Source organism: Spirochaeta thermophila DSM 6192, from assembly GCF_000147075.1.
Taxonomy (GTDB): Bacteria; Spirochaetota; Spirochaetia; order Winmispirales; family Winmispiraceae; genus Winmispira; species Winmispira thermophila_A.
In genome coordinates, this window is record NC_014484.1 from 2,452,615 (window position 1) to 2,472,645 (window position 20,031).

19 protein-coding genes, 5 tRNA genes and 1 other RNA gene are annotated in these 20,031 nt (G+C 60.3%); 2 read left to right on the forward strand and 23 right to left on the reverse strand.

The features are described 5' to 3' along the window. Window positions 1-7 precede the first annotated feature (7 nt). The 20 genes from dnaX to STHERM_RS11260 form a co-directional block, all read right to left on the reverse strand. Window positions 8-1,540 (reverse strand): DNA polymerase III subunit gamma/tau, encoded by a 1,533-nt coding sequence (dnaX, locus tag STHERM_RS11170; RefSeq protein ID WP_013315000.1) that lies wholly within the window; start codon window positions 1,538-1,540, stop codon window positions 8-10. Window positions 1,541-1,551: 11 nt separating this feature from the next. After that, window positions 1,552-2,388, reverse strand: coding sequence for a PTS sugar transporter subunit IIA (locus STHERM_RS11175; protein ID WP_013315001.1), 837 nt, complete (start codon window positions 2,386-2,388; stop codon window positions 1,552-1,554). 52 nt (window positions 2,389-2,440) lie between these two features. After that, on the reverse strand, window positions 2,441-3,583 hold the full coding sequence (locus STHERM_RS11180) for a cation:proton antiporter (RefSeq protein WP_013315002.1): 1,143 nt from the start codon (window positions 3,581-3,583) through the stop codon (window positions 2,441-2,443). A gap of 72 nt (window positions 3,584-3,655) precedes the next feature. After that, window positions 3,656-3,753: signal recognition particle sRNA small type (ffs, locus tag STHERM_RS11545), an RNA gene on the reverse strand. 6 nt (window positions 3,754-3,759) lie between these two features. Beyond that, window positions 3,760-3,847 (reverse strand) — tRNA-Ser (locus STHERM_RS11185). Between the two features lie 145 nt (window positions 3,848-3,992). Then, a tRNA-Ser gene (locus tag STHERM_RS11190) sits at window positions 3,993-4,080 on the reverse strand. 16 nt (window positions 4,081-4,096) lie between these two features. Continuing rightward, window positions 4,097-4,170: transfer RNA gene (locus STHERM_RS11195), tRNA-Arg, on the reverse strand. Window positions 4,171-4,187: 17 nt separating this feature from the next. Continuing rightward, window positions 4,188-4,276, reverse strand: a tRNA-Ser gene (locus tag STHERM_RS11200). A 15-nt stretch (window positions 4,277-4,291) separates the two neighbouring features. Further along, window positions 4,292-4,376 (reverse strand) — tRNA-Ser (locus STHERM_RS11205). 70 nt (window positions 4,377-4,446) lie between these two features. After that, window positions 4,447-4,947, reverse strand: coding sequence for a hypothetical protein (locus STHERM_RS11210; RefSeq protein WP_237223290.1), 501 nt, complete (start codon window positions 4,945-4,947; stop codon window positions 4,447-4,449). Between the two features lie 44 nt (window positions 4,948-4,991). Beyond that, window positions 4,992-6,221: an ABC transporter permease gene (locus STHERM_RS11215; RefSeq protein WP_013315004.1), complete on the reverse strand. Its 1,230-nt coding sequence runs from the start codon at window positions 6,219-6,221 to the stop codon at window positions 4,992-4,994. A gap of 10 nt (window positions 6,222-6,231) precedes the next feature. Further along, window positions 6,232-7,431, reverse strand: a complete 1,200-nt coding sequence (locus STHERM_RS11220; protein ID WP_013315005.1) for an ABC transporter permease — start codon at window positions 7,429-7,431, stop codon at window positions 6,232-6,234. Next, entirely contained in the window at window positions 7,421-8,098 is a 678-nt protein-coding gene (locus STHERM_RS11225) for an ABC transporter ATP-binding protein (protein ID WP_013315006.1), read from the reverse strand. Before STHERM_RS11225 ends, STHERM_RS11220 begins: the two co-directional genes overlap by 11 nt. Window positions 8,099-8,114: 16 nt before the next feature. Next, window positions 8,115-8,483 carry a hypothetical protein gene (locus STHERM_RS12595; protein ID WP_193379093.1) on the reverse strand — a complete coding sequence of 123 codons (369 nt, stop codon included), beginning with the start codon at window positions 8,481-8,483 and terminating at the stop codon, window positions 8,115-8,117. Continuing rightward, entirely contained in the window at window positions 8,429-9,142 is a 714-nt protein-coding gene (locus STHERM_RS12600; protein ID WP_013315007.1) for a hypothetical protein, read from the reverse strand. The genes STHERM_RS12595 and STHERM_RS12600 overlap by 55 nt, the downstream gene beginning before the upstream one ends. Window positions 9,143-9,152: 10 nt before the next feature. Then, complete coding sequence (locus STHERM_RS11240) at window positions 9,153-9,905, reverse strand: outer membrane lipoprotein-sorting protein (RefSeq protein WP_041623662.1); 753 nt, start codon at window positions 9,903-9,905, stop codon at window positions 9,153-9,155. Beyond that, window positions 9,902-10,216 (reverse strand): transcriptional regulator, encoded by a 315-nt coding sequence (locus STHERM_RS11245; RefSeq protein ID WP_013315009.1) that lies wholly within the window; start codon window positions 10,214-10,216, stop codon window positions 9,902-9,904. Before STHERM_RS11245 ends, STHERM_RS11240 begins: the two co-directional genes overlap by 4 nt. Then, window positions 10,197-10,814: a hypothetical protein gene (locus tag STHERM_RS11250; RefSeq protein WP_148223916.1), complete on the reverse strand. Its 618-nt coding sequence runs from the start codon at window positions 10,812-10,814 to the stop codon at window positions 10,197-10,199. Before STHERM_RS11250 ends, STHERM_RS11245 begins: the two co-directional genes overlap by 20 nt. A 92-nt stretch (window positions 10,815-10,906) precedes the next feature. Then, entirely contained in the window at window positions 10,907-11,770 is an 864-nt protein-coding gene (locus tag STHERM_RS11255; RefSeq protein WP_013315011.1) for a ParB/RepB/Spo0J family partition protein, read from the reverse strand. Further along, window positions 11,763-12,530, reverse strand: a complete 768-nt coding sequence (locus tag STHERM_RS11260; RefSeq protein ID WP_420480341.1) for a ParA family protein — start codon at window positions 12,528-12,530, stop codon at window positions 11,763-11,765. The genes STHERM_RS11255 and STHERM_RS11260 overlap by 8 nt, the downstream gene beginning before the upstream one ends. A 99-nt stretch (window positions 12,531-12,629) precedes the next feature. Between STHERM_RS11260 and STHERM_RS11265 the strand changes: the two genes are divergently transcribed. Beyond that, window positions 12,630-12,854 (forward strand): NifU family protein, encoded by a 225-nt coding sequence (locus STHERM_RS11265; RefSeq protein ID WP_014625850.1) that lies wholly within the window; start codon window positions 12,630-12,632, stop codon window positions 12,852-12,854. Window positions 12,855-12,957: 103 nt separating this feature from the next. Further along, window positions 12,958-13,971: an adenosine deaminase gene (gene add / locus STHERM_RS11270; RefSeq protein WP_237223292.1), complete on the forward strand. Its 1,014-nt coding sequence runs from the start codon at window positions 12,958-12,960 to the stop codon at window positions 13,969-13,971. A gap of 76 nt (window positions 13,972-14,047) precedes the next feature. Here the strand turns inward: add and gyrA are convergent, their stop codons facing one another. The 3 genes from gyrA to STHERM_RS11285 all read right to left on the reverse strand — a co-directional run bounded on the left by gyrA (window position 14,048) and on the right by STHERM_RS11285 (window position 19,754). Beyond that, window positions 14,048-16,477, reverse strand: a complete 2,430-nt coding sequence (gene gyrA / locus STHERM_RS11275) for a DNA topoisomerase (ATP-hydrolyzing) subunit A (RefSeq protein ID WP_013315015.1) — start codon at window positions 16,475-16,477, stop codon at window positions 14,048-14,050. A gap of 48 nt (window positions 16,478-16,525) precedes the next feature. Further along, the gene (gyrB, locus tag STHERM_RS11280) at window positions 16,526-18,433 is read right to left on the reverse strand and encodes a DNA topoisomerase (ATP-hydrolyzing) subunit B (protein WP_013315016.1); all 1,908 of its coding nucleotides are present in this window, start codon (window positions 18,431-18,433) and stop codon (window positions 16,526-16,528) included. An 82-nt stretch (window positions 18,434-18,515) separates the two neighbouring features. Further along, the gene (locus STHERM_RS11285; RefSeq protein ID WP_013314126.1) at window positions 18,516-19,754 is read right to left on the reverse strand and encodes an IS256 family transposase; all 1,239 of its coding nucleotides are present in this window, start codon (window positions 19,752-19,754) and stop codon (window positions 18,516-18,518) included. Window positions 19,755-20,031: the final 277 nt, after the last annotated feature.

Consider the following 20,031-nt stretch of genomic DNA (forward strand, 5'->3'; position numbering starts at 1 on the left):
TCACTCCTCACTTCACGATCTCGCCTTTGAATATACGCCGAACCTGTTCAACCGGCTCCTCGATCTGCACGTCTTCCCCCGGGCTCCTGTCCTCCTGTCCTCGCATCCGTCCCAGGACACACTCCACACCCCTCCCCGCCACTTCCTCGAACAATCTCTTTATGACATCCACCTGTTCCTCGCAAAGGGCGAGGGGAGCCTTGGAAGAGAACAGGATCTCCACCCGTCGTCCCTGGATCCGCCACTGCCCCTGTGAAAGAGCCGCCTGGAGCGTGGGGGAATGGGCGCGGGCCCTTGCGAGCACCGCTTCCCTGATCTCTCCAGGGGACCGGGGTCCCGCACCCTCCTCTCGGGAATCCGGCGCACCCTCGGGAGGAGGAGAGGCCTGAACCGCTCCTCCGACGAGCCCCGCCCGCAGGCGTTCGAGTCTCGACACCAGATCCTCGGAAGAGACCCACCTGCGAAGGTGGGCGAGTCGGGAGACGAGGAGTTCGAGATCATACCGCTGGTTGAGGGAATATCGTATGTTGCGATACGTCTCCAGGATCAGTTCCATCGCCCGCTCGAGCTGGGCGGGAGAAAAGGCCGTACGCACCGATTTCGAGAACCGCGAAGGTGCGACCCCCAGGATGCTCTCCCGTTCGATGCCGGCCTCAACCAGGGTGAGCGCCCGAAAGTACTCGGCAAGATCCACCACGCACTGCTCGACCGACACCCCGGACATCAGGATTTCATGGACGAGATCGAGAGCACCTTTCACCTCCTCCCTCGCACAGGCCTCGACCACTGCCTGGAGGCGTTCGAACCCCACGAGACCCAGCTTCTCCTGGATGAGGGCGTACGACAGCCTCCCCTCGGAAAAGGAGACCACCTGGTCGAAGAGGGTGTAGGCATCGCGCAAGGATCCGTCGGCTTCCTTTGCGATCCAGGAAAGAGCCTCCTCCTCGACCTCTACCTGCATCTCCGAGGCCGCCTCTCTGAGGAGGCTCGCTATCACCTCTGGAGAGATGAGCCGGAAATGATACTGCTGACACCTCGATCGGATGGTTGCAGGGACCCTCTGGAGTTCGGTGGTCGCGAAGATGAAGACCACGTAGGGAGGCGGCTCTTCTATGGTCTTGAGGAGGGCGTTGAAGGCGCTGTTGGAGAGCATGTGCACCTCGTCGATGATGTACACCTTGTAGCGCGCCTTGCCGGGGGCGAAGAGGACCTCCTCACGTATCACCCTGACGTCGTTCACAGACGTGTTGGAAGCACCATCGATCTCGATCACATCGATGGCGGTACCCTGGGAGATCTCTTTGCAGCTGGTGCACGTCCCGCACGGTTCGGGAGTCACGCCCTGCTCACAGTTGAGAGCCTTCGCCAGTATCCTGGCTGCGGACGTCTTTCCCACCCCGCGAGGTCCCGAGAAGAGGTACGCGTGAGCCACACGCCCCGCCTTCAACGCATTGGTGAGGGTGGAGACCACGAACTCCTGCCCCTTGAGATCCTTGAACGTCTGCGGCCTTCGCCTGTTGGCGGTCACCTCAAAGGACATGAACACCTCCCCTACACATCGAGTTCCTCCGGGATCCCTCCTATCACCTTTCCCGCCTCGAAGGCCACCAGGAATCCGGAGCCCGGGCGTGTGAGATCTATCCCCTGTTTCTTGAGGAGGTCTGCGAGATAGTCGGCCTGTTCCACACTGGAGAGTATCCCCATGTAGGTCTTGGAATAAGGAGTACGGGAGTGGAAGAACTTCACCCCCGCGAAGATGGGTATGTCGTAGAGGAGCTTCTTCTGAAGGGTCTCTGTCTCCAGGATCACGGTCGTTTGAGCCCCCACCTCCACCAGACTGGAAGAGACTTCCTGCTCCTTCCCTTCCTCGTTGATACAGAGGAGGAAGACGACTTTCGCCGCCTTCCCCTCCTTCACGAGGGGAACCACATCAGCCTGCGCGAGGATGTCACGGAACTCCTCCGGGGAAGAGGAGAGGATCAGCCTGTTTCTGAGGGCCTCCTCCTTGAGGATGCGGGAGAGTTTCGCGAGCACTTGGAGATACTGAGTCCCCTGATCCGCAGGAAAGAGAAAGCTGAAGAGGAGACGGACCGGTTTTCCATCCACGCTCCCGTACTTCATCCCCTCGGGTATGGTGGCCGCGATGATGACCGCATGGGGGAGTCCCTCCATCTTGCAATGGGGGATGGCGATTCCCTCTCCTATTCCCGTGGTGCTCTGCGCCTCTCTCGCGAGGAGCTCGTTCAGCACCGGCTCCTCCATCTCTCCCGGCACGAGACCCACTTCGCACGCTCTGCGTACCAGTATTTTGAAGAGTTCCTCCTTCTTCTTGTAGGCCTTCATGTTGAGGAAGATCCCCTCGGGCTTGAGATAGTCGATCACATACATGGCCCCCTCCTTCGAGGTTTCATTTTCCCTCCTGGGAGAAAAAAATTCAATCTCATGCCGAGCCCCGATACGAGAGTTTGAGGACCGGCGGGGGTATGAGTGCGGTGATCACCACCACCAGCACGGTGAGCGAGAACTCCACGTGGGAGAAGATCCCCCTATCCATGGCCATGGAGGCCACGATGAGGGCCACCTCCCCTCTGGGGATCATCCCCACCCCCACGCGTAGGGCCTGGATCGGGGAGAATCCCCCCAGGAGCGCACCGCTTCCAGCCCCTATGAGCTTGGTGAAGAGGGCGATGGAGGCGAGGAGCACGATGTAGACCGGATCGCCCGAGATCCCCTCGATGTAGGTCTCGAGCCCTATGGTGATGAAGAATATCGAGACGAAGAAGCTCTGTCCGAGATCCTCGATTCCCTCGAGGATGGTGCGCCTGAACTCGGTCTGACTGAGATAGAGTCCGGCGAGATAGGCACCCGTGATCTCCGCGACACCCACCTGTTCCGCCGCCCAGGCGAAGATGAAACACAGGGCGATCCCCATGGAAACGACCGCCTTCTCGATGTGAATCCTCCTGGACAGTTCCATGAAGGGCCGGAAGAGGAAGCTCCCCACCAGAAAAGTGACCCCGAAATAGAGGACCACCTTCGCGATCACCCAGAGGATGTGCTCCCCCCCTCCATAGATGGCGAACGAAAAGGTGAGGAGGAGGAACCCGATCACGTCGTCGATCACCGCGGCGGAAAGGATGGTGGTCCCCTCGGGAGAACGGAGACGTTTGAGATCGATGAGGGCCATCACCGTCACACTCACGCTCGTGGCCGTGAGCATGGTCCCCATCACCGCCGCCTTCGCCGAGGAAGCCCCGTAGGCGAATTCGAGCCCCATGCCGGCCAGGAAAGGGAGCAACACCCCCCCCAGGGCCACGAGCACGGAGATCCTTCCCTGCTGGCGCATCTGATCGAGATCGGTCTCGAGTCCTGCGGCGAAAAGCAGGAAGATCACACCGAGCCTCGCCAACCACTGTATGGCCACATCGGCTTCCAGGAGGTGGAGCCCCGAGGGACCGAGGAGGAGACCCGCGAGGAGCATGCCGAGAACAGGAGGGAGTTTGAGCCTCACGAAGAGAGCCGATCCGTACTTCGCGAGCACCAGGATCACGGCGAGGTGGACCAGGACGTGTTCGTGGATCATCCGCGTATACTCCCCACTCGTTTCCCCTATCGTAAAAGAAAAGGGCGGGGAAAGTGAAGGAGGCAAAAAAAAACCTGCCAGGCGTACCGTACACACGGGAGCAGCTCCTACCGCTGCTTCCTCCCGGACCTGACGGGGTTCGGAGCGCTCACGTCATACAGGGCCTGACAGGTAGGCGGAGAGAGGGGGATTCGAACCCCCGGTACCCGGTTAGGGTACACACGCTTTCCAAGCGTGCACCTTCGGCCACTCGGTCATCTCTCCACGGATACTCACTATACCCAACTTGCAGGGGAAGATCAAGGAGAGAGTATACGAGGAGTCCACAGGAAATTCCCTCGATGTATCCCCGCTTTCCCCAAGTTTTCCACACGGTGAGAAAAAAACGGCTGCCTCACGGCAGCCGGTCCGGAGAGGGAGGGATTCGAACCCTCGGTACCGCAGCGCGGTACAACGGATTTCGAGTCCGCCCGATTCAACCACTCTCGCACCTCTCCAGATCAAAAAGACATATGTGCCCAAGAGGACTCGAACCTCTGACCTTTAGATCCGCAATCTAACGCTCTATCCAGCTGAGCTATGGGCACATATGTGAAACGATAGGCGGAGAGGGAGGGATTCGAACCCTCGGTACCCGGTTAAGGGTACAACTCCTTAGCAGGGAGCCCGATTCGACCACTCTCGCACCTCTCCACATTTTCCCACAACCGGAGAGGGTGGGATTCGAACCCACGGAGCCTTACGGCTCAACGGTTTTCAAGACCGCCTCCTTAAACCGCTCGGACACCTCTCCTTGACGTGGTATATAACTATAGTGAATCGTCCCCACCTTGTCAACATGCCCCATCGAAACAGGACAACATCTAAAACCTTATTATGTCTTGAAATGTATATCTCATCCCCAGCGAGAGATACGGCGTCTCCTGCCAGACTCCCACGAGCTCGAGGGAGATGTTCCGCCACATGAGGGCCGCTTCACCGACCACCCCGGAAAAGAGCCCCTGGTTGTGGTGGAAGCGGAATCCTCCTCCCAGATCGAGAGCGAGCACTTCCCAGATCTGGAATCGGACTCCCAAGGAAGATTGGATCCAGAGTGGACTCATCTCGTAGAAGGGGAGCAGCGGATAGAGTCCCACGCGGGCCCTCGCATAGCTTCCGAACCAGGAGGAGAGCCCTACCTCGAGGTCGCCACCGAAGTCCAGAGAAGAAAAGGCGATCGGCACCAGGGAGCGAGCATTTTCTTCGATGAATGGGAAATACGCGAGAGAGGAGGAGAGCCCCATCCACAGGTCGAGGCTCCTCACGGGCTCACCCCCCCACAACACCCCTCCACAGAGGAGGGAAAGGACCAACCACCGTCTCATACCCTTAACTATACTCCTTTTTCCCCACCGGTTCCACGCCCGTATCATCTCACCTCGCGAAGCGCCTCGGCGATCACCAACCGAGAGGCCCGGCGAGACGGGAGCACGGCGGCCACCCACGAAAGGAGGGAGGTGAATCCCCCTGCGATGAGGAAATCATACCACCTGTAGTCCCCATAGAAGCGGGTACCAAACGGCATGGGAAGATCCGAGGGGAGATACTTCGAGACGTCGAGCCCCTGTGTGCTGAGATACCAGACCGCCCCCGCACTCAGGATCCATCCCAGGATCGTCCCTCCAACCGCAAGCACCGACGCCTCCGACAGGATCATGCCCCGCAGGGTAGCCCTCCTCATACCCATGGCCCTGAGCGTGGCGAACTCCCGCGTCCGTTCATAGACCGACATGGAAAACGAATTGAGGATATTCGCCCCTGTGAGTATGAAGAGGATCGCAAGGAACACCACAAAGGATCCGGAATCCGCCTGTACCGCGGCCACGAGGGCCTTGGCGAACTCCTCCCATCGATAGGCACGGTAGGGACTCCCCTCCAGGGCAGAGGAGACGAGCAGGAGCCCCTTCTCGACCGGAAGTGGAGGCTCGAGGCGGATCACCAGGTGCGTGACGCCGTCCCCCATATCCAGGAGTCGCTGGAGGCTCTCGAGATCCATGAAGGCCATGTTCCTGTCCATCACCGGATACCCGAAGGAGAACAGCCCCTGCACCGGAAACACGTCCACGTTCTCCACGCCATAACGGTCCATCACCCTCACCGCGATGGGATCCCCCACACCCACACCGAGTCGGTCCGCAAGCTCCTTTCCCAGAAGGAGACCGGACCGGCCCACAAGGAAGGCCCCCTCCACCACTGCCCCCTCTATGGTGGTGAGGCGGGCCTCCTCCGGGGGATCTATCCCCCTCAGGCGCACGTACACCTGCCTCCCCCTCCATGAGAGCCGGGCGGGGACTTCGATCCTCCCCGCCGCCACCGCCACTCCGGGGAGAGAGGCGAGGCGTGCCCTCCACCCGCGGTAGTCCTCGATCGAATACTCCAGGGGGGTACGCACCTCCTCCTCCAGGAAGTCGGGATGGTAGACCTGGATGTGTCCGGTGTCGAAATCGATGATATTCCTGTACACGGTGGTGAAGTAGCCCCTCACCCACCCCATCCCGAAGATGAGAAGGGCGGTCCCAATGGAGAGCCCGAGGAGCATGAGGATGCTCCTCCTCCTGTTTCGAAGCACATTACGGTAGCCGAGCCACATGAGGTACATGATTCCCCTCCTATACGTGCGTGAGGGCTTCGTACACGCCCTTCCTCGCCACCACACCCGCTGCATAGAGGGCCGAGAGCACGGCGAGGAGCAGGCCGCTCGCCACGTTGAGGGCCGCATTCTGCGCGGTGAGGGCGAAGGTATAGCTCCCCCCGACGAGGACCTCGGAGAGCCCCTCCATGGACGAGATGGGATGCGAGGCAAAGTAGAGCACCACGGGGACACCGATCCCCATGCCGAGGAACGTCCCCGCAATCCCGTAGAAGAGCCCCTCGAGAGCGATGATCCCCACGAGCCCCCTCCTGGTGAGGCCTATGGCCCTGAGCGTGCCGAACTCGCGTATCCTGTCGAAGGCATTCATGAGTACCGCGTTGACCACGAGGGAGGCCCCCACCACCAGCACCGTGAGATTCATGAACAGCACGACGATATCGAAGAGCGTGATGAAGATCACGAGCGACCCCTGGAGTTCCTTCCAGGTCCAGGCCTCGGCTCCCCACCGATCCAACAGGGGAGCAATCCCTGCCTTCACCGCATCCGCATCCTCAGGATCCTCACAGACCACACGAATCTCGGTCACCTCGGAGATCCCAAGGAGTTCCTGGGCCGCCTCCCGCGAAACGAAGACCATCCGCTCGTCAAAGGAGGTGGAGTCCGTGGAGAAGAGCCCCTCCACCACGAAGGCGAGATAGTACGGCTCACCGAGCGGCCCTTCGGAGAGGAGGAAGACCTCGTCCCCCCGCCCCACCCCCAAAAGACGGGCCATCCGCCTGGAGATCACCACCCCGGTCTTCCTGGAGAGGAAACGTCCCTCCAGGTCTTCCCTCACCCGAGGATAGAACCCTGTGTCGGGATCGAGCCCCACCCCTTCCACCATCACGTGCCGACCCTCGCTACCGATGAGCACAGCCCCAAAACGGATCATAGCCTCGACCCGAACCACACCCGCCTTCCTCTCAAGAGCGGGCATGATATCCGGAGACACGAGGATCGAAAGATCATACGGATTGAGCGATTCCCGGTACCCTTTCCCGGTGATCTGCAGATGTCCGGTTTCCTCGGTGAGAGAGGCGAAGAACCTCACCCGCATTCCTTCCAGCATTCCCCCCAACACCTGGAGGGCGGCCACAGCGATGGCCACCGCCGCGACGATGAGCACGGTGCGCCTCTTGTGCCGCAGGAGCGAGAGTGCCGCCATCTTAAGGAACATCGTGGATCCTCCCGTCCTTCAGGTGAACGACCCTTTCCGCGAACCGCATGGTCTCGTGGTCATGCGTCGAAAAGATGAAGGTGACCCCCTCCTCCCGATTGAGGCGACGCATCTCTTCGAGAATCCCCTTTCCGGTCTCGGAATCGAGATTGGCCGTGGGCTCGTCTGCGATGACGAGACGGGGGTTGTGGACGAGCGCCCTGGCGATCGCCACCCGCTGCCGCTGTCCCCCAGAAAGCTCGTCCGGCCGGTGGGAAGCGTACTCGGAAAGTCCCACGAGGGCGAGGAGCTCCTCGACCCTCCTCTTCCTCTCATCCCTCGGCCGTCTCTTGAGCACGAGGGGGATCTCCACGTTCTCCGCCACGGTGAGCACCGGTATGAGGTTGAAACTCTGAAAGATGAATCCTATGTGCTCCCTCCTCATCCGAGCCTCCTCGTCGTCCGAGAGCCCCGCCACGTCGGTGCCGTCAAACAACACACGTCCCGAGGTGGGTCTATCGATACACCCCACGATGTTGAGAAGGGTGGTCTTCCCGCATCCGGAGGGACCCATCAGGGCCACGAACTCCCCCTGGGCGATCTCCAGACTCACTCCCCTCAGTGCATGCACCACCGTCCTTCCAAGGTGATAGTCCTTGTGCACCTCGTAAAGCTCTACGAGCGCCATGTGGAAACCTCCTGATCTAGAAGTGGATACGCATCCCGCACTCGAGACGCAACGCCTCGGGGTGTCTCCCGTACCACGAGTCCTCTCCTCCCCACACCCACCCCACCCGTACCCAGTCCTCCACCCCACCCGACACCCGCCCCCCCGCCCCGGGCCTCACCCCCACCTCCCCCCACCCCATCCCGCTCCCGTCACCGGCCGCGCACACCCCTCCCCCCTTCACCCATCCCCACTCCTCCACCTCCACCCCCACCTCCCCCTGCACGCTCCACCCCTCCCTGTACTCCCCCAGCACCCCCTCCTCCTGCCACACCCCCTCGCCCACCACACTCACCGTCCCCCACCCCAGCCCCGCACCCACTCCAACGACCCCGCCCCCAGCCACGCCCCCTCCACCCCCTCCCACGCCACCTCCACCGCCCCCACCACCTCCCCGACCCCCACACTCACCCATCCACCCGGCCGCTCCACCTCATCCTCCCTCCACACCACACTCACCCCCACCTCAGCCACATCTCCCACCCACCCATCCACCATCCCCGCCCACACGAGCCGTTCCTCCACCCCATCCCCCTCCCTCATCCCCACGAACCCCGCACCCCACACCCCGGCCCCCCTGGACACCCGCACCCCCACCCCATCCACCCCCACCGCATCCTCACCCCGCCAACGGTGGAGCCCATCCACGGGGTGCACCCCGTAGCACACCCCGAGCGGCACCACCTGCCTCCCCACCCGGACGGCACCCCACTCCCCCACCCCCTGCTCCACATACCCCTCGTAGAGGACCACCTCCCCCTCCCACCCCCCCACATCGTCCGCCATCCCCTCCACACCCACAAGCACCACCCCTCTTCCCCCCTCATCCCCAAGCTCCACCCTCACCCTCCCCTCCATCCCCTTCTCCAACCACTCCTCACCCAACCAGTCCTCCACCCACTCCCGTGCCCGCACATACCCGAACACCCCCTCGAGCGATCCGGAGACCACCTGCCCCCAGAGAAGCCCCCCGACCAGAAACCACGGCACCACCAATCGCCTCATACCACACCTCCTATCTCGTGAGCCCTCCAAGCGAAAAACGCTCATCCGGAAGCCCCTCCACCGCCTCCATGGTGCGCACCTCCACCACCGAGTAGGCCCCCTCCTGTTCCAGGGACTCCACCCGCCAGCGCGTCGGCCGCACCCTCCCCGCCACATCCTTGAGACCCGAGAACCACAACACCTTAAGAAGAAACCCCGACTTGGAGTAGAACTCCATTTTCCAGGGGATGGCCCCCTCCTTCACGATCCAGACCCGCAACCTCCCGTAGGGCGCAGCCCTGTGCGCCGCCTTCGCATCCACCACATACGCCTCCACGATCCCCAGTTCGGGATGCTCCACCCGTTCCGTCCCCGCGAGCACGGCAGTATAGTCGTCCGAGTACTGAGGATCGCTCACATCGTGATTGGAGAAGAGACTCCCCTGGAACGAAGCCGTAGCAGAGAGCCGGACCGCTCGCCGCGACCCCGCGTGTGGATTGAACATCCACAACGCCCCCTCCTTCTGAAGGAAGCGGAGCCCCTTCGACCGGGCAGGCTCCATGATCTCCATCAACGTCCCCACCCCCTCCTTGTACCACGCCTCGAAGACCATGGGCGCCGGATCCCTTCTGTCCGGATAGTCGGTCTCGAGCGAGAAGACCGCATGGTACTCCGGAGGGGCGATCGCCCGCTCCATCTCCCTGAGGAGGCGATCCGCCTCCCCTTCCTGTGCACCCAGCGTCGCCACCCCCACGAACGAGAGCAGGACCATCATCCATCTCATCGATCACCTCCATCCAAAGTAGATCTATGCGAGAGAACCTCCTCCACGAACGAGAGGTACCGTTGGAACTCCCGCCTTCCCTTTTTCGTGAGAAAGTAGACGGTCTGCACCCCATCCCCCACCAACTCCTTCTCCTTCCCCACGTAGCCCGCCCTCACGAGCTTCTCGAGATGCGCATACAGTGCGCCGTCGGTGAGCCCGAGGGCCCTCTTGAGCCCGAGGAACGAAGCCCTCCCGTCCCTATAAAGGATGGTGATAAGAGAAAGCCTCGTCCGCTCGAAGAACACCTGATCAAACTGGGTGTAGAGCATCCTGCTCGAACCTCCTCTCCCAGAACCGGAACGCCACCCCAGAAGCCACGTAGAAAAGCCCCACCATCACACCGCTTGCCAGATAGACCCACGACGAGGACCACCCCCCTATCCAAAGGAAGGCACCCACGAAGAGCAGCCCCATCGCAGGGACGAAGAGCTCCGGATAGCTCATGAGCCCATAGAACAGGAGAGGAATCGACCCCACCATCACGTAAAGCCCCGGCACATCCCTTCCCGTATCGAGGAGGGCATAGATAAGAGCCCCGCACACCACCACCACCCCGAAGGCCGCGAGCATAAGGCGCACCATTCGGGGAGAGAAGAGCAGCATGCCGAACCGTCTGCTCTGGCGAACCCAGGACACCGTCTCGCCCACCGCCCCCACCACCACCAGGGGGAGCCATACCCCCAGGAAACACTGGTGCTCCGACCAGCCGAGACGCCCCACCCACCACGAGAGGAACGTGCCAAGAAACACGAGGAGACCCCACAAGAAGAAGGCCCAGGCCTCCACCAGAGGATACCCCTCCCGCTCCGTGAGGATACGCTTTATCTCCTTGATGTCCTCGAGGTACTGTTCGAGATCCCTATCCATACCACCTCCGCTTTGCATCACAAAACGACTTTGCAACACAAAGTATACGCCACAAAACCACTCCTGTCAACACCACTCAGAGAGAACCGTCCTCACTCCCCGCCGAGGAGCGCCTCGACCAGCCGTTCCAGGTCGTCCCTGGAGAAATAGGCGATCTCCACCACCCCCCGCTCGAGCGAACCCTTGATCCGCACCTTGGTCCCCAACCGCTCGATACACCGATCCTCCAGGTCCCTGAGAAAGGGATCCCTCGCGCGCTCATCCGCCGGCGTCTTCCGACCCGCGGCATCCCCCGCAACCCTCGCAGCCCGACGCTCCGCCTCACGCACCGAGAGCCCCTCCTTCACGATCTGGGAGAACAAGCGCCTTCGGCCCTCATCATCCGGCACGGAGAGGATGGCCCTCGCATGCCCCGGCGTGATCGTCCGCTCGTCGAGCGCCCGCTGCATCTCCTCGGGAAGCTGGAGCAACCTGAGGGCATTGGCGATCACGGGCCTGCTCTTTCCCAACCGCTCTGCGAGTTGCTCCTGCGTGAGGCCTGCGTGCTCCATGAGGGCACGGTAGGCCTGCGCCTCCTCGATGGGGGTCAGGTCCTCCCGCTGGATGTTCTCTATGAGGGCGATCTCCAGACGCTCCTGCTCGGTGAAGGAACGGACGATCACCGGTACGGTCGTACGCCCTGCGAGCTTCGCCGCCCTGTATCGCCGCTCCCCTGCCACGATCCTGAACTTCCCCCCGGGAAGCTCCTCCACGAGGAGCGGCTGGAGCACCCCCTTCTCCTTGATCGACCTCGCCAGATCCTCGAGCGCCGCCTCGTCGAAATGCTTCCGCGGCTGTCCCTCCTGAGGGACCAGTCGCTCCACCTCCACCTCCCGGAGCGAACCCTCCTCTTCGGAAAAATCGAGCCCTCCCCCCAACAAGGCGTCGATCCCCTTGCCCAGTCCTCGCTTAGCCACGGGACAGCACCTCCTCTGCGAGTTTCTTGTAGCTCTTCGCCCCGATGCTCCCCGGATCATAGAGATTTATGGGAAGCCCATGCGAGGGCGCCTCGGACAGACGCACGTTGCGCGGAATGATCGTCCTGAACACCTTGCGCCCGAAATGGCCCACCACATTCTCCACCACCTCATGTGCGAGCCTGGTACGCGAATCGAACATGGTGAAGATGATACCACCTATCGTGAGAGAGGGATTGAAGCGCTGTCTCACCCGATCCACCGTGGAGAGGAGGAGAGAAAGCCCCTCGAGGGCGAAGTACTCGCACTGGAGCGGAATGTAGACCGTCTCCGCCGCCACGAGCCCGTTCACGGTGAGCACCCCCAGAGAGGGAGGAGAGTCTATGAACACATAGTCATACGAAGCCTTCACCTCGGAAAGGGCCTTCTTCAACAGGAACTCCCTCCCCTCCACATCGACCAATTCCACATTCGCTCCGGTGAGGTGGATGGTGGAGGGGATCACCTCGAGACGATCCACCGGCGTCGCATGGATCGCCCGGGAGATCTCCGCATCTCCCCTCAGCACCTCGTAGATGGTGGGGAGCTTTCCCCGGGCCCCCACACTGCTCGAGAGATTCGCCTGGGGATCGAAGTCCACGAGGAGCACCCGCTTTCCCATCTCGGCGAGATAGGCTCCGAGGTTCACCGCAGTTGTGGTCTTTCCCACTCCACCCTTCTGGTTCGCGAACACCACCACCATGCGGAAAGTATATCCCAGAGAAAGAGAAAATGAAAGAGTCGCCCCCTCACCTTGATAGGTCCGTCCGGACTCGCTACATTTGTATATAACGACACATGCCACGGAGGACACGACGAGATGACCAAAACGGACGTCGAGAAGGTGATCAACGAGATCCGACCGGCACTCAAGGCCGACGGCGGGGACATCCAGCTCCTGGAGGTGACGGAGCAGGGGGTGGTGAAAGTCCGCCTCACCGGAGCATGTCACGGCTGTCCCATGTCCCAGATCACCCTCAAGCAGGGGGTGGAAGCGTATCTCAAGAGAAAACTCCCCGAAATCTCCTCGGTGGAAGCGGTGTAAACCTACACCTTATACCCCGCCCTGCCGATACAAGAACCAGAAGAAAGGGCCTGCCATGGACATGTCACATCTTCCGAAGCCAGTGTTTGCAGCCTTTCCAAAAGTGGAACTCCATCGACACCTGGAGGGAACTTTCTCAGGGAAGGCCCTTCACGCCATCGCCCTGAGAAACGGCCTCGAGGTCCCCTCGGATTACGAGGAATTCAAGAAGGCCGCCCAGTTCCCCAGGGATTCCGAACCCGACTTTCTCACCTTCCTCTCCAAGTTCCGGACCGACTGGTACAGGTCACTGGAGGACGTCGAGGAAATCACCTATCACTCGGTGAAGGAAATCGCCCGGGACGGCATATTCTACATCGAACTTCGATTCTCCCCCGAACACTTCGCCCTCAACAACGACTTCGATCGGCAGGAGGTGACCAGACTCGTCATAGAGGCGGGCAACACCGCGGCCAAAGAGGCCGGATTCCACATCCGTTACCTCATCACCTTCAATCGCAACAAACAGGACCAATATCAGATGCTCGAACTCTACGAGAAGATCCGGGAGCTCGACATCCCGGAGATCGTGGGCATAGACCTCGCAGGTGACGAGCTTCACTACGGACCCGAACTCTTCACGGACTTCTTTCGGCGCATCAAGAAGGACGGCCGCTACAAGAGCACCATCCATGCGGGAGAGGTGACACCTCCGGAGGAGATCTGGAAGGCGATCAGGACGCTCGGTGCGGACAGGATCGGGCACGGCACTTCCGCGATCCACGACGAATCGCTCCAGGACTATCTGAAGGAACACTTCATCGCCCTCGAGCAATGCATCACATCCAACTACCAGACCGGCGCCTGGACGGATCCCGGGACACACCCCTTCGGAAGACTCTACAAAAGAGGGGTTCCCGTCACCCTAAACTCCGACGATCCCTTCATCCAGGACACCGATCTCACCGACGATTACATGAAGGCGGCAGCCGCATTCGGTCTCGATTTCAAGGACTTCTCGGAGATCAACCGATGCGCCCTCCGATCATCCTTCCTCCCGGAGACGGAGAAAAAGGCCCTGCTGGTCGAATATGAAAAAGCCCTCGAAACGTTTTTCCGCTCCCATCCCACACACTAAGCCTCTTCACCACACCAAAAATAAGGGGGACTGTTTCACGTGAAACAGTCCCCCGTTTCCCACCCCTCCCGGCGGATCATTTCTCCCTTGCCACCCTGTCCACAGACACCACATAGTCCGGTTTCTCGAGATTCACTACCTTCACGCCCGCCGCCTGTCTCCCGAGCACGGAGATATCCTTCACTGCGAGCTTGATGATGTTTCCCTGAGCCGTCACGATCATCACATCATCCTTGGCCTCGACCGACAGCACCGCCGCGAGTTCTCCGGTCCGAGCCGATACCTTATAGGCGATCTGCCCCTTCGTGCCCCTCCCGTGCGCCGTGAACTGGGAAAACTCGACCCGTTTTCCGTACCCTCCGGAGGTGACGAGGAGGAGATCCTTCCCCTCTTCCACCGGGACCGCCCCGCACACCTCATCCCCGGGTTCCAGCTTCACGGCCGTCACACCCCTTGCCGCCCTCCCCATGCTCCTGAACTCCTCCTCCTTGCAGCGCAACCCATGCCCTCTCCTGGTCACGATCATCACCTCCCCCTTCCCTTCCGTGAGAAAGGCATCTACCAGATAATCCCCCTTCTCGAGCCCTATCGCGATCACCCCTCGCGTCCGTGCGTTCGAGAGGGCCGGCACCGGAAGCCTCTTGGCGAGTCCCTTCGCGGTGATCATGAACACCTCTCTCTCCTCCTCGAAGGTCTCCACCGAGACCACCGCACTCACCTGCTCATCAGGAGACAACTGGACGAGACTCCTGATGCTCTTCCCCTGCGAGACTCTCGACCCTTCGGGAATCTCATGCACCTTGAGATAGTAGGCCTTGCCTTCATTTGAGAGAAACAGGATGTAATCGTGAGTGGAGGCCACGAAGAGATGGGACACTACATCGTCCCCACTCAGCTTTCCACCCATGAGCCCTTTGCCCCCCCGTCCCTGACGCCTGTAGGCACTCACCGGCATCCTTTTGATGAGACCATCACGGGAGACGAGGACCACCATGTCCTCCTTCTGGATGAGGTCTTCGATATCGAGATCCTCCGCCTCCTCCGCCACGATCTCGGTCCGACGCTCGTCGCCGTACTCTTTCGCGAGCTCGAGCGTCTCATTCTTCACCACCTCCAGTATCTTCCTCTCGCTCCCGAGGAGCTCCTTGAGCTCTTCTATGAGCTTGAGCGTGGCCTCCAGCTCTTCAATGATCTTTCTCGTCTCGAGGCTCGTGAGCTTCTGAAGCCGCATGTCGAGGATCGCCTGTGCCTGACGTTCGGAAAGCCCGAATCGACGCATGAGATTGTTCCGTGCGCTGTCCACCGTTCGCGATTTCTTGATGATCGCGATCACCTCGTCGATATTGTCGAGTGCGATCTTGAGCCCTTCCAGGATGTGCGCCCGTTCCTCCGCCTTCCGGAGATCGTACTGCGCCCTCCTGGTCACCACCTCCTTCCTGTGGGAGATGAAATGCTGGATGATCTCCTTCAAGGTGAGGGTCTGCGGTTTTCCTCCCACGAGGGCCAGGGCGTTCACGTGAAAGGTGGTCTGGAGCGGGGTCATGGAGAAGAGCCGGTTGATCACCACTTTGGGGATCACCCCTCTCTTGAGCTCGAAGACGATCCTGAGCCCATTCCTGTCGGACTCGTCCCGGATCTCCGATATCCCCTCTATCTTCTTGTCCCTCACCAGGGAAGCCACGCGCTCGAGGAGACTCGACTTGTTCACCGCATAGGGGATCTCGGTGACCACGATCGCTTCCCTCCCCGACCTGAGGGTCTCGAGCGAAAGGCGGGCCCGCACCACCACTCCTCCCTTTCCCGTGAGGTACGCACTCCGTATCCCCTTCTTCCCGAAGATGATGCCTCCCGTGGGGAAATCGGGCCCCTTCACGTAGCGGAGGAGGTCCTTGGGCGGGATCTCGGGGTTGTCTATCACCGCGGCGATCGCCCTGCTCACCTCGCCGAGGTTGTGGGGAGGTATGTTGGTGGCCATCCCCACGGCGATCCCGCTCGCTCCATTGATCAACAGGTAGGGCACGGCCGCAGGGAGCACGGCGGGCTCTTTCAGGCTCTCGTCGTAATTGGGAACGAAGTCCACCGTCTCCTTGTTGATGTCCCTGAGCATCTCCTCGGCGATCTTGTGGAGCTTCGCCTCCGTATACCTCATCGCCGCAGGGGGATCGCCGTCTATCGATCCGAAATTCCCTTGGCCGATGACCATCGGGTACCTCATGGAGAACTCTTGGGCAAGCCTCACGAGGGCATCGTAGATACTCTGGTCCCCATGAGGATGGTACTTACCGAGCACGTCACCGACGATACGACCGCTCTTCTTGAACGGTCTGTCGTGTCTGAGTCCCATCTCGTACATCGCATAGAGGATGCGCCTCTGAACCGGCTTGAGCCCGTCCCTCACGTCGGGAAGAGCCCGGCTCACGATGACCGACATCGCATAGTTGAGATAGGACTCCTTGATCTCCTCTTCTATGGGAACAGGAACGACCTTCCCTTTCAGATCAGCCACGGAACACTCCTCGCAAAGATAAAGTCTTCATCCCGATATCAGGGGATCTCATACATCGAGGTTGGTAACGAACAGGGCGTTCTCCTCGATGAACTTGCGCCTCGGGGCCACCTGATCGCCCATCAGGGTGGTGAAGACCTCCTCGGCCTCCACCGCATCCTCCACCCGGATCTGGATGATGTTCCGAGTGGCGGGATTCATGGTGGTCTCCCACAGCTGCTCCGGATTCATCTCCCCCAACCCCTTGTACCGCTGTACGTTTATTTCGTCCTTCTTGTATTTCTTGGCAAATCTCTCCAATATCCTGTCCCTTTCCTCATCGCTATACGCATACTCAACATCGTTCTTCACCCATACCTTGTAGAGGGGTGGCATGGCGATGTACACATGCCCCCTCTCCACTAGTTCCTTCATATACCGGTAGAAGAATGTGAGGAGGAGGGTTCGGATGTGAGAACCGTCCACATCGGCATCGGCCATGATGATGACCTTGTGATAGCGGAGCCTGCTGATGTCGAACTCGGTCCCGATACCGGTCCCCAGAGAGGCGATGATGGGATAGAGCTTATCGTTGGTGAGGACCTTCTCCATCCTCGTCTTCTCCACATTGAGCATCTTCCCCCAGAGGGGAAGGATGGCCTGGAACTCCCTGTCCCTCCCCTGTTTCGCGCTCCCCCCGGCAGAATCGCCCTCAACGATGAAGATCTCACACCTTGCGGGATCCTTCTCGATACAGTCGGCGAGCTTTCCCGGGAGATCCATGCTTTCCAGCACGCTCTTCCGTCTCGCAAGCTCCCTCGCCTTCCTCGCCGCGATCCTGGCCCTCGCGGCCTGCACCACCTTCTCCAGAATAGCCTCGCCATCCTTCGGGTGCCTCGCGAAGTGGGCCTGCAACTGCTCGTACACGAACGATTCCACGATCCCTTTCACATCCGAATTGCCGAGCTTCGTCTTGGTCTGTCCCTCGAACTGCGGCTCGGGCACTTTGATGGAGAGGACCGCGGTGAGCCCCTCTCTCACATCGTCACCGGAGAGGGTGTCGTCGAGCTTCTTTGCGAACTTCGACTGTTTGAAGAGGTCATTGAGACACCTGGTGAGGGCGGACCTGAAGCCCACCACGTGCGTACCCCCCTCTTTCGTGTTGATGTTGTTGACGAAGGAGAAGAAGGTCTCGCTGTACGAATCGTTGTACTCGATGGCGCACTCGACTTCCACGTGGTCTCTCGCGCCCTCGAAGTAGATGGGTTCCTTCTGCAGCGTGGTCCGGTTCTTGTTCAGGTAGGCGACGAATTCCCTCAACCCGCCCTCATACTTGAAGACGTGCTCCTTCACCCTCTTCGTCCTGAGATCTCGTATGACGATCTCGATCCCCTTGTTGAGGAAGGCAAGCTCACGCAACCGCTGTGAGAGGATGTCGAAACTGAATTCAGTGGTCTCGAAGATCTCAGCGTCGGGCTTAAATCGGGTCGTGGTGCCCGTACGATCGGTCCGACCTCTCACCTCCACCGGCCCGAGGGGGACCCCCCTCTGATACCGCTGCACATGGATCTTTCCGTCCCTGTGTACCTCCACCTCGCACCACTCGGAAAGCGCGTTCACCACCGAGACACCCACTCCGTGCAGCCCGCCGGAAACCTTGTAGGTCTTCTTGTCGAACTTCCCCCCTGCATGGAGCCGGGTCATCACGAGCTCGAGGGCGCTCACCTTTTCCTCGGGATGGAGATCCACCGGAATACCACGGCCATCGTCCGTGACCGTGACCACGTTCCCGGGCTCGATCACCACCTCTATCCTGGAGCAGACACCGGCGAGCGCTTCATCGATACTGTTGTCCACCACCTCGTACACGAGGTGGTGGAGTCCCTCCTCCCCGGTGGACCCGATATACATCCCAGGCCTCTTTCGCACCGGCTCGAGTCCTTTGAGGACCTGTATCTGTTCTGCGGTATAACTCATGGAGCATCCTTGGTAAGAAGAAGATGGCCCCAGTATACGCGCTCCTGGATCTAATATCAACAGGTCTACAAGTATGGCACTGTCAAGGAGGAGTGTTGAAATTGAGCTGGAGCTGATAAGGGGTGCGTCTCCCACACTGCGTGTGTATCTGCATGCCCACCACGTAGAGGCCTACCGCCTCATCCGCATGGGCACGGCTCATATACCCAGGATACCGTCGAAGAAATGTCCTCATGTGCCGAAAGAGGTTCTCCACAAGGGCGTTCGTCCTCACCTTCTCCTTCCACTCATAGGGTAACTCCAGATAGGAGAAGAGCCGCTCCTTCCGCCACAGGAGTGCGGCACTCATCCGCGGCGCACGGGCTCCCCACTCCTTCCAGAACCCCTCAAGGGCCTTCTCCGCCTCCTCCTTCTCTCGTGCCGCCAAAAGCTTCCGGTAGGCATCCCGAAATGCCCGCCGCATCTCCTGTACGTGCCTCTTCTCCTTACCTCTCAGTTCATTGAGGAGCGTCCGCTCAAGGGTCCGCTCAAGGTGCCAGAGGCATACCTGCTTCTTCGCCTCAGGATACACCGTCTCCACGGCCTGCCAGATCCCCTCAGCCTCATCGGCCACCACCAGCTCCACCTCATGAAGCCCCCGCTCATAGAGCCTGGTAAGCAGTCGCTCGTAGCTCGCTCGCTCCTCCCGCTCCGCAACGACCCAGTCGAGGAGCTCATGAGACCCGTCCTCCTTCACCCCCACGGCACTCAAGACCACCAGCCCCCTCCTCCCTTTTCCCCTCAGCTTTCCCCACACCCCATCCAGCACGAGCGCCTTCACCCCACTAAGCGGCCGCCTCCGCCACCGCTCCTTCTCCTCACGAAGACGCTTTATGATCCGTAAGATCGTCTGAGGGTGGGCCTCGCCTATCCCTAACTCCCGTAACAGGATGGCATATCTCCGCGCGCTCATCCCTCCCACATACCCAAGGAGGAGCTGCTCGGTGAGGGCCACGAGCCTCTGCTCATAGGCGACCAACTTCACCTCCTTCCCCCCGCCGGTGCGGATCCGGGGCACGCGTACCTCCTCGATCGGCCCCCATGGGGTCTGCACACTCTTCCACTTCCTGTAGCCGTACCGGTAGTACGGTGGCTTCTCAGCCTCCCCTCGTGCATATCGCGGTCGCCCTACTGCCTCCTCTCTCAGTGCCTCAAGGAGGTGCTCCAGGTACGTCTTGTAGGTGTGGCGTACCTCCTCCCGGAGCTGGGCCTCTACTTGCTTCATGAGGCCAGAGAGGGTATACTGTGTCTCAGTCAGTGCGCGTGTCTTGCCGCGCTTCATGGGGTATCTCCTCCTTAATCTAATAGGTGTTTGTGGTGGGAGATACCCCTTATCTTTTTTCCCCGCGTTTTTCAACACTCGATGTTACAGGCCCACAAGTATAGACCGATAAAGCAATAACAATGATGTGGAAAAAATGTGGAAAAAACGAAGATTTTCCTTGAATTTCCCGCACCCCTCGTGTGAATTCATCTCGATATTTTCTCGAAATTTCATGTTTTATTTATATTTGCTTTTTATGCAATAAAATAAAAGATATTCTCCTTTTTCGTTCGTC

Coding starts and splice junctions, on each gene's coding strand:
- STHERM_RS11225 (WP_013315006.1), bottom strand. CDS start 8,098: ATGGCGCTCGTAGAGCTTTACGAGGTGCACAAGGACTATCACCTTGGA.
- STHERM_RS11245 (WP_013315009.1), bottom strand. CDS start 10,216: ATGCTCTACACCCAGTTTGATCAGGTGTTCTTCGAGCGGACGAGGCTT.
- STHERM_RS11210 (WP_237223290.1), bottom strand. CDS start 4,947: ATGAGACGGTGGTTGGTCCTTTCCCTCCTCTGTGGAGGGGTGTTGTGG.
- STHERM_RS11265 (WP_014625850.1), top strand. CDS start 12,630: ATGACCAAAACGGACGTCGAGAAGGTGATCAACGAGATCCGACCGGCA.
- STHERM_RS11285 (WP_013314126.1), bottom strand. CDS start 19,754: ATGAAGCGCGGCAAGACACGCGCACTGACTGAGACACAGTATACCCTC.
- gyrB (WP_013315016.1), bottom strand. CDS start 18,433: ATGAGTTATACCGCAGAACAGATACAGGTCCTCAAAGGACTCGAGCCG.
- STHERM_RS12600 (WP_013315007.1), bottom strand. CDS start 9,142: ATGAGGCGATTGGTGGTGCCGTGGTTTCTGGTCGGGGGGCTTCTCTGG.
- STHERM_RS11220 (WP_013315005.1), bottom strand. CDS start 7,431: ATGTTCCTTAAGATGGCGGCACTCTCGCTCCTGCGGCACAAGAGGCGC.
- STHERM_RS11180 (WP_013315002.1), bottom strand. CDS start 3,583: ATGATCCACGAACACGTCCTGGTCCACCTCGCCGTGATCCTGGTGCTC.
- STHERM_RS11240 (WP_041623662.1), bottom strand. CDS start 9,905: ATGAGATGGATGATGGTCCTGCTCTCGTTCGTGGGGGTGGCGACGCTG.
- dnaX (WP_013315000.1), bottom strand. CDS start 1,540: ATGTCCTTTGAGGTGACCGCCAACAGGCGAAGGCCGCAGACGTTCAAG.
- STHERM_RS11175 (WP_013315001.1), bottom strand. CDS start 2,388: ATGTATGTGATCGACTATCTCAAGCCCGAGGGGATCTTCCTCAACATG.
- STHERM_RS11250 (WP_148223916.1), bottom strand. CDS start 10,814: ATGGATAGGGATCTCGAACAGTACCTCGAGGACATCAAGGAGATAAAG.
- STHERM_RS11215 (WP_013315004.1), bottom strand. CDS start 6,221: ATGTACCTCATGTGGCTCGGCTACCGTAATGTGCTTCGAAACAGGAGG.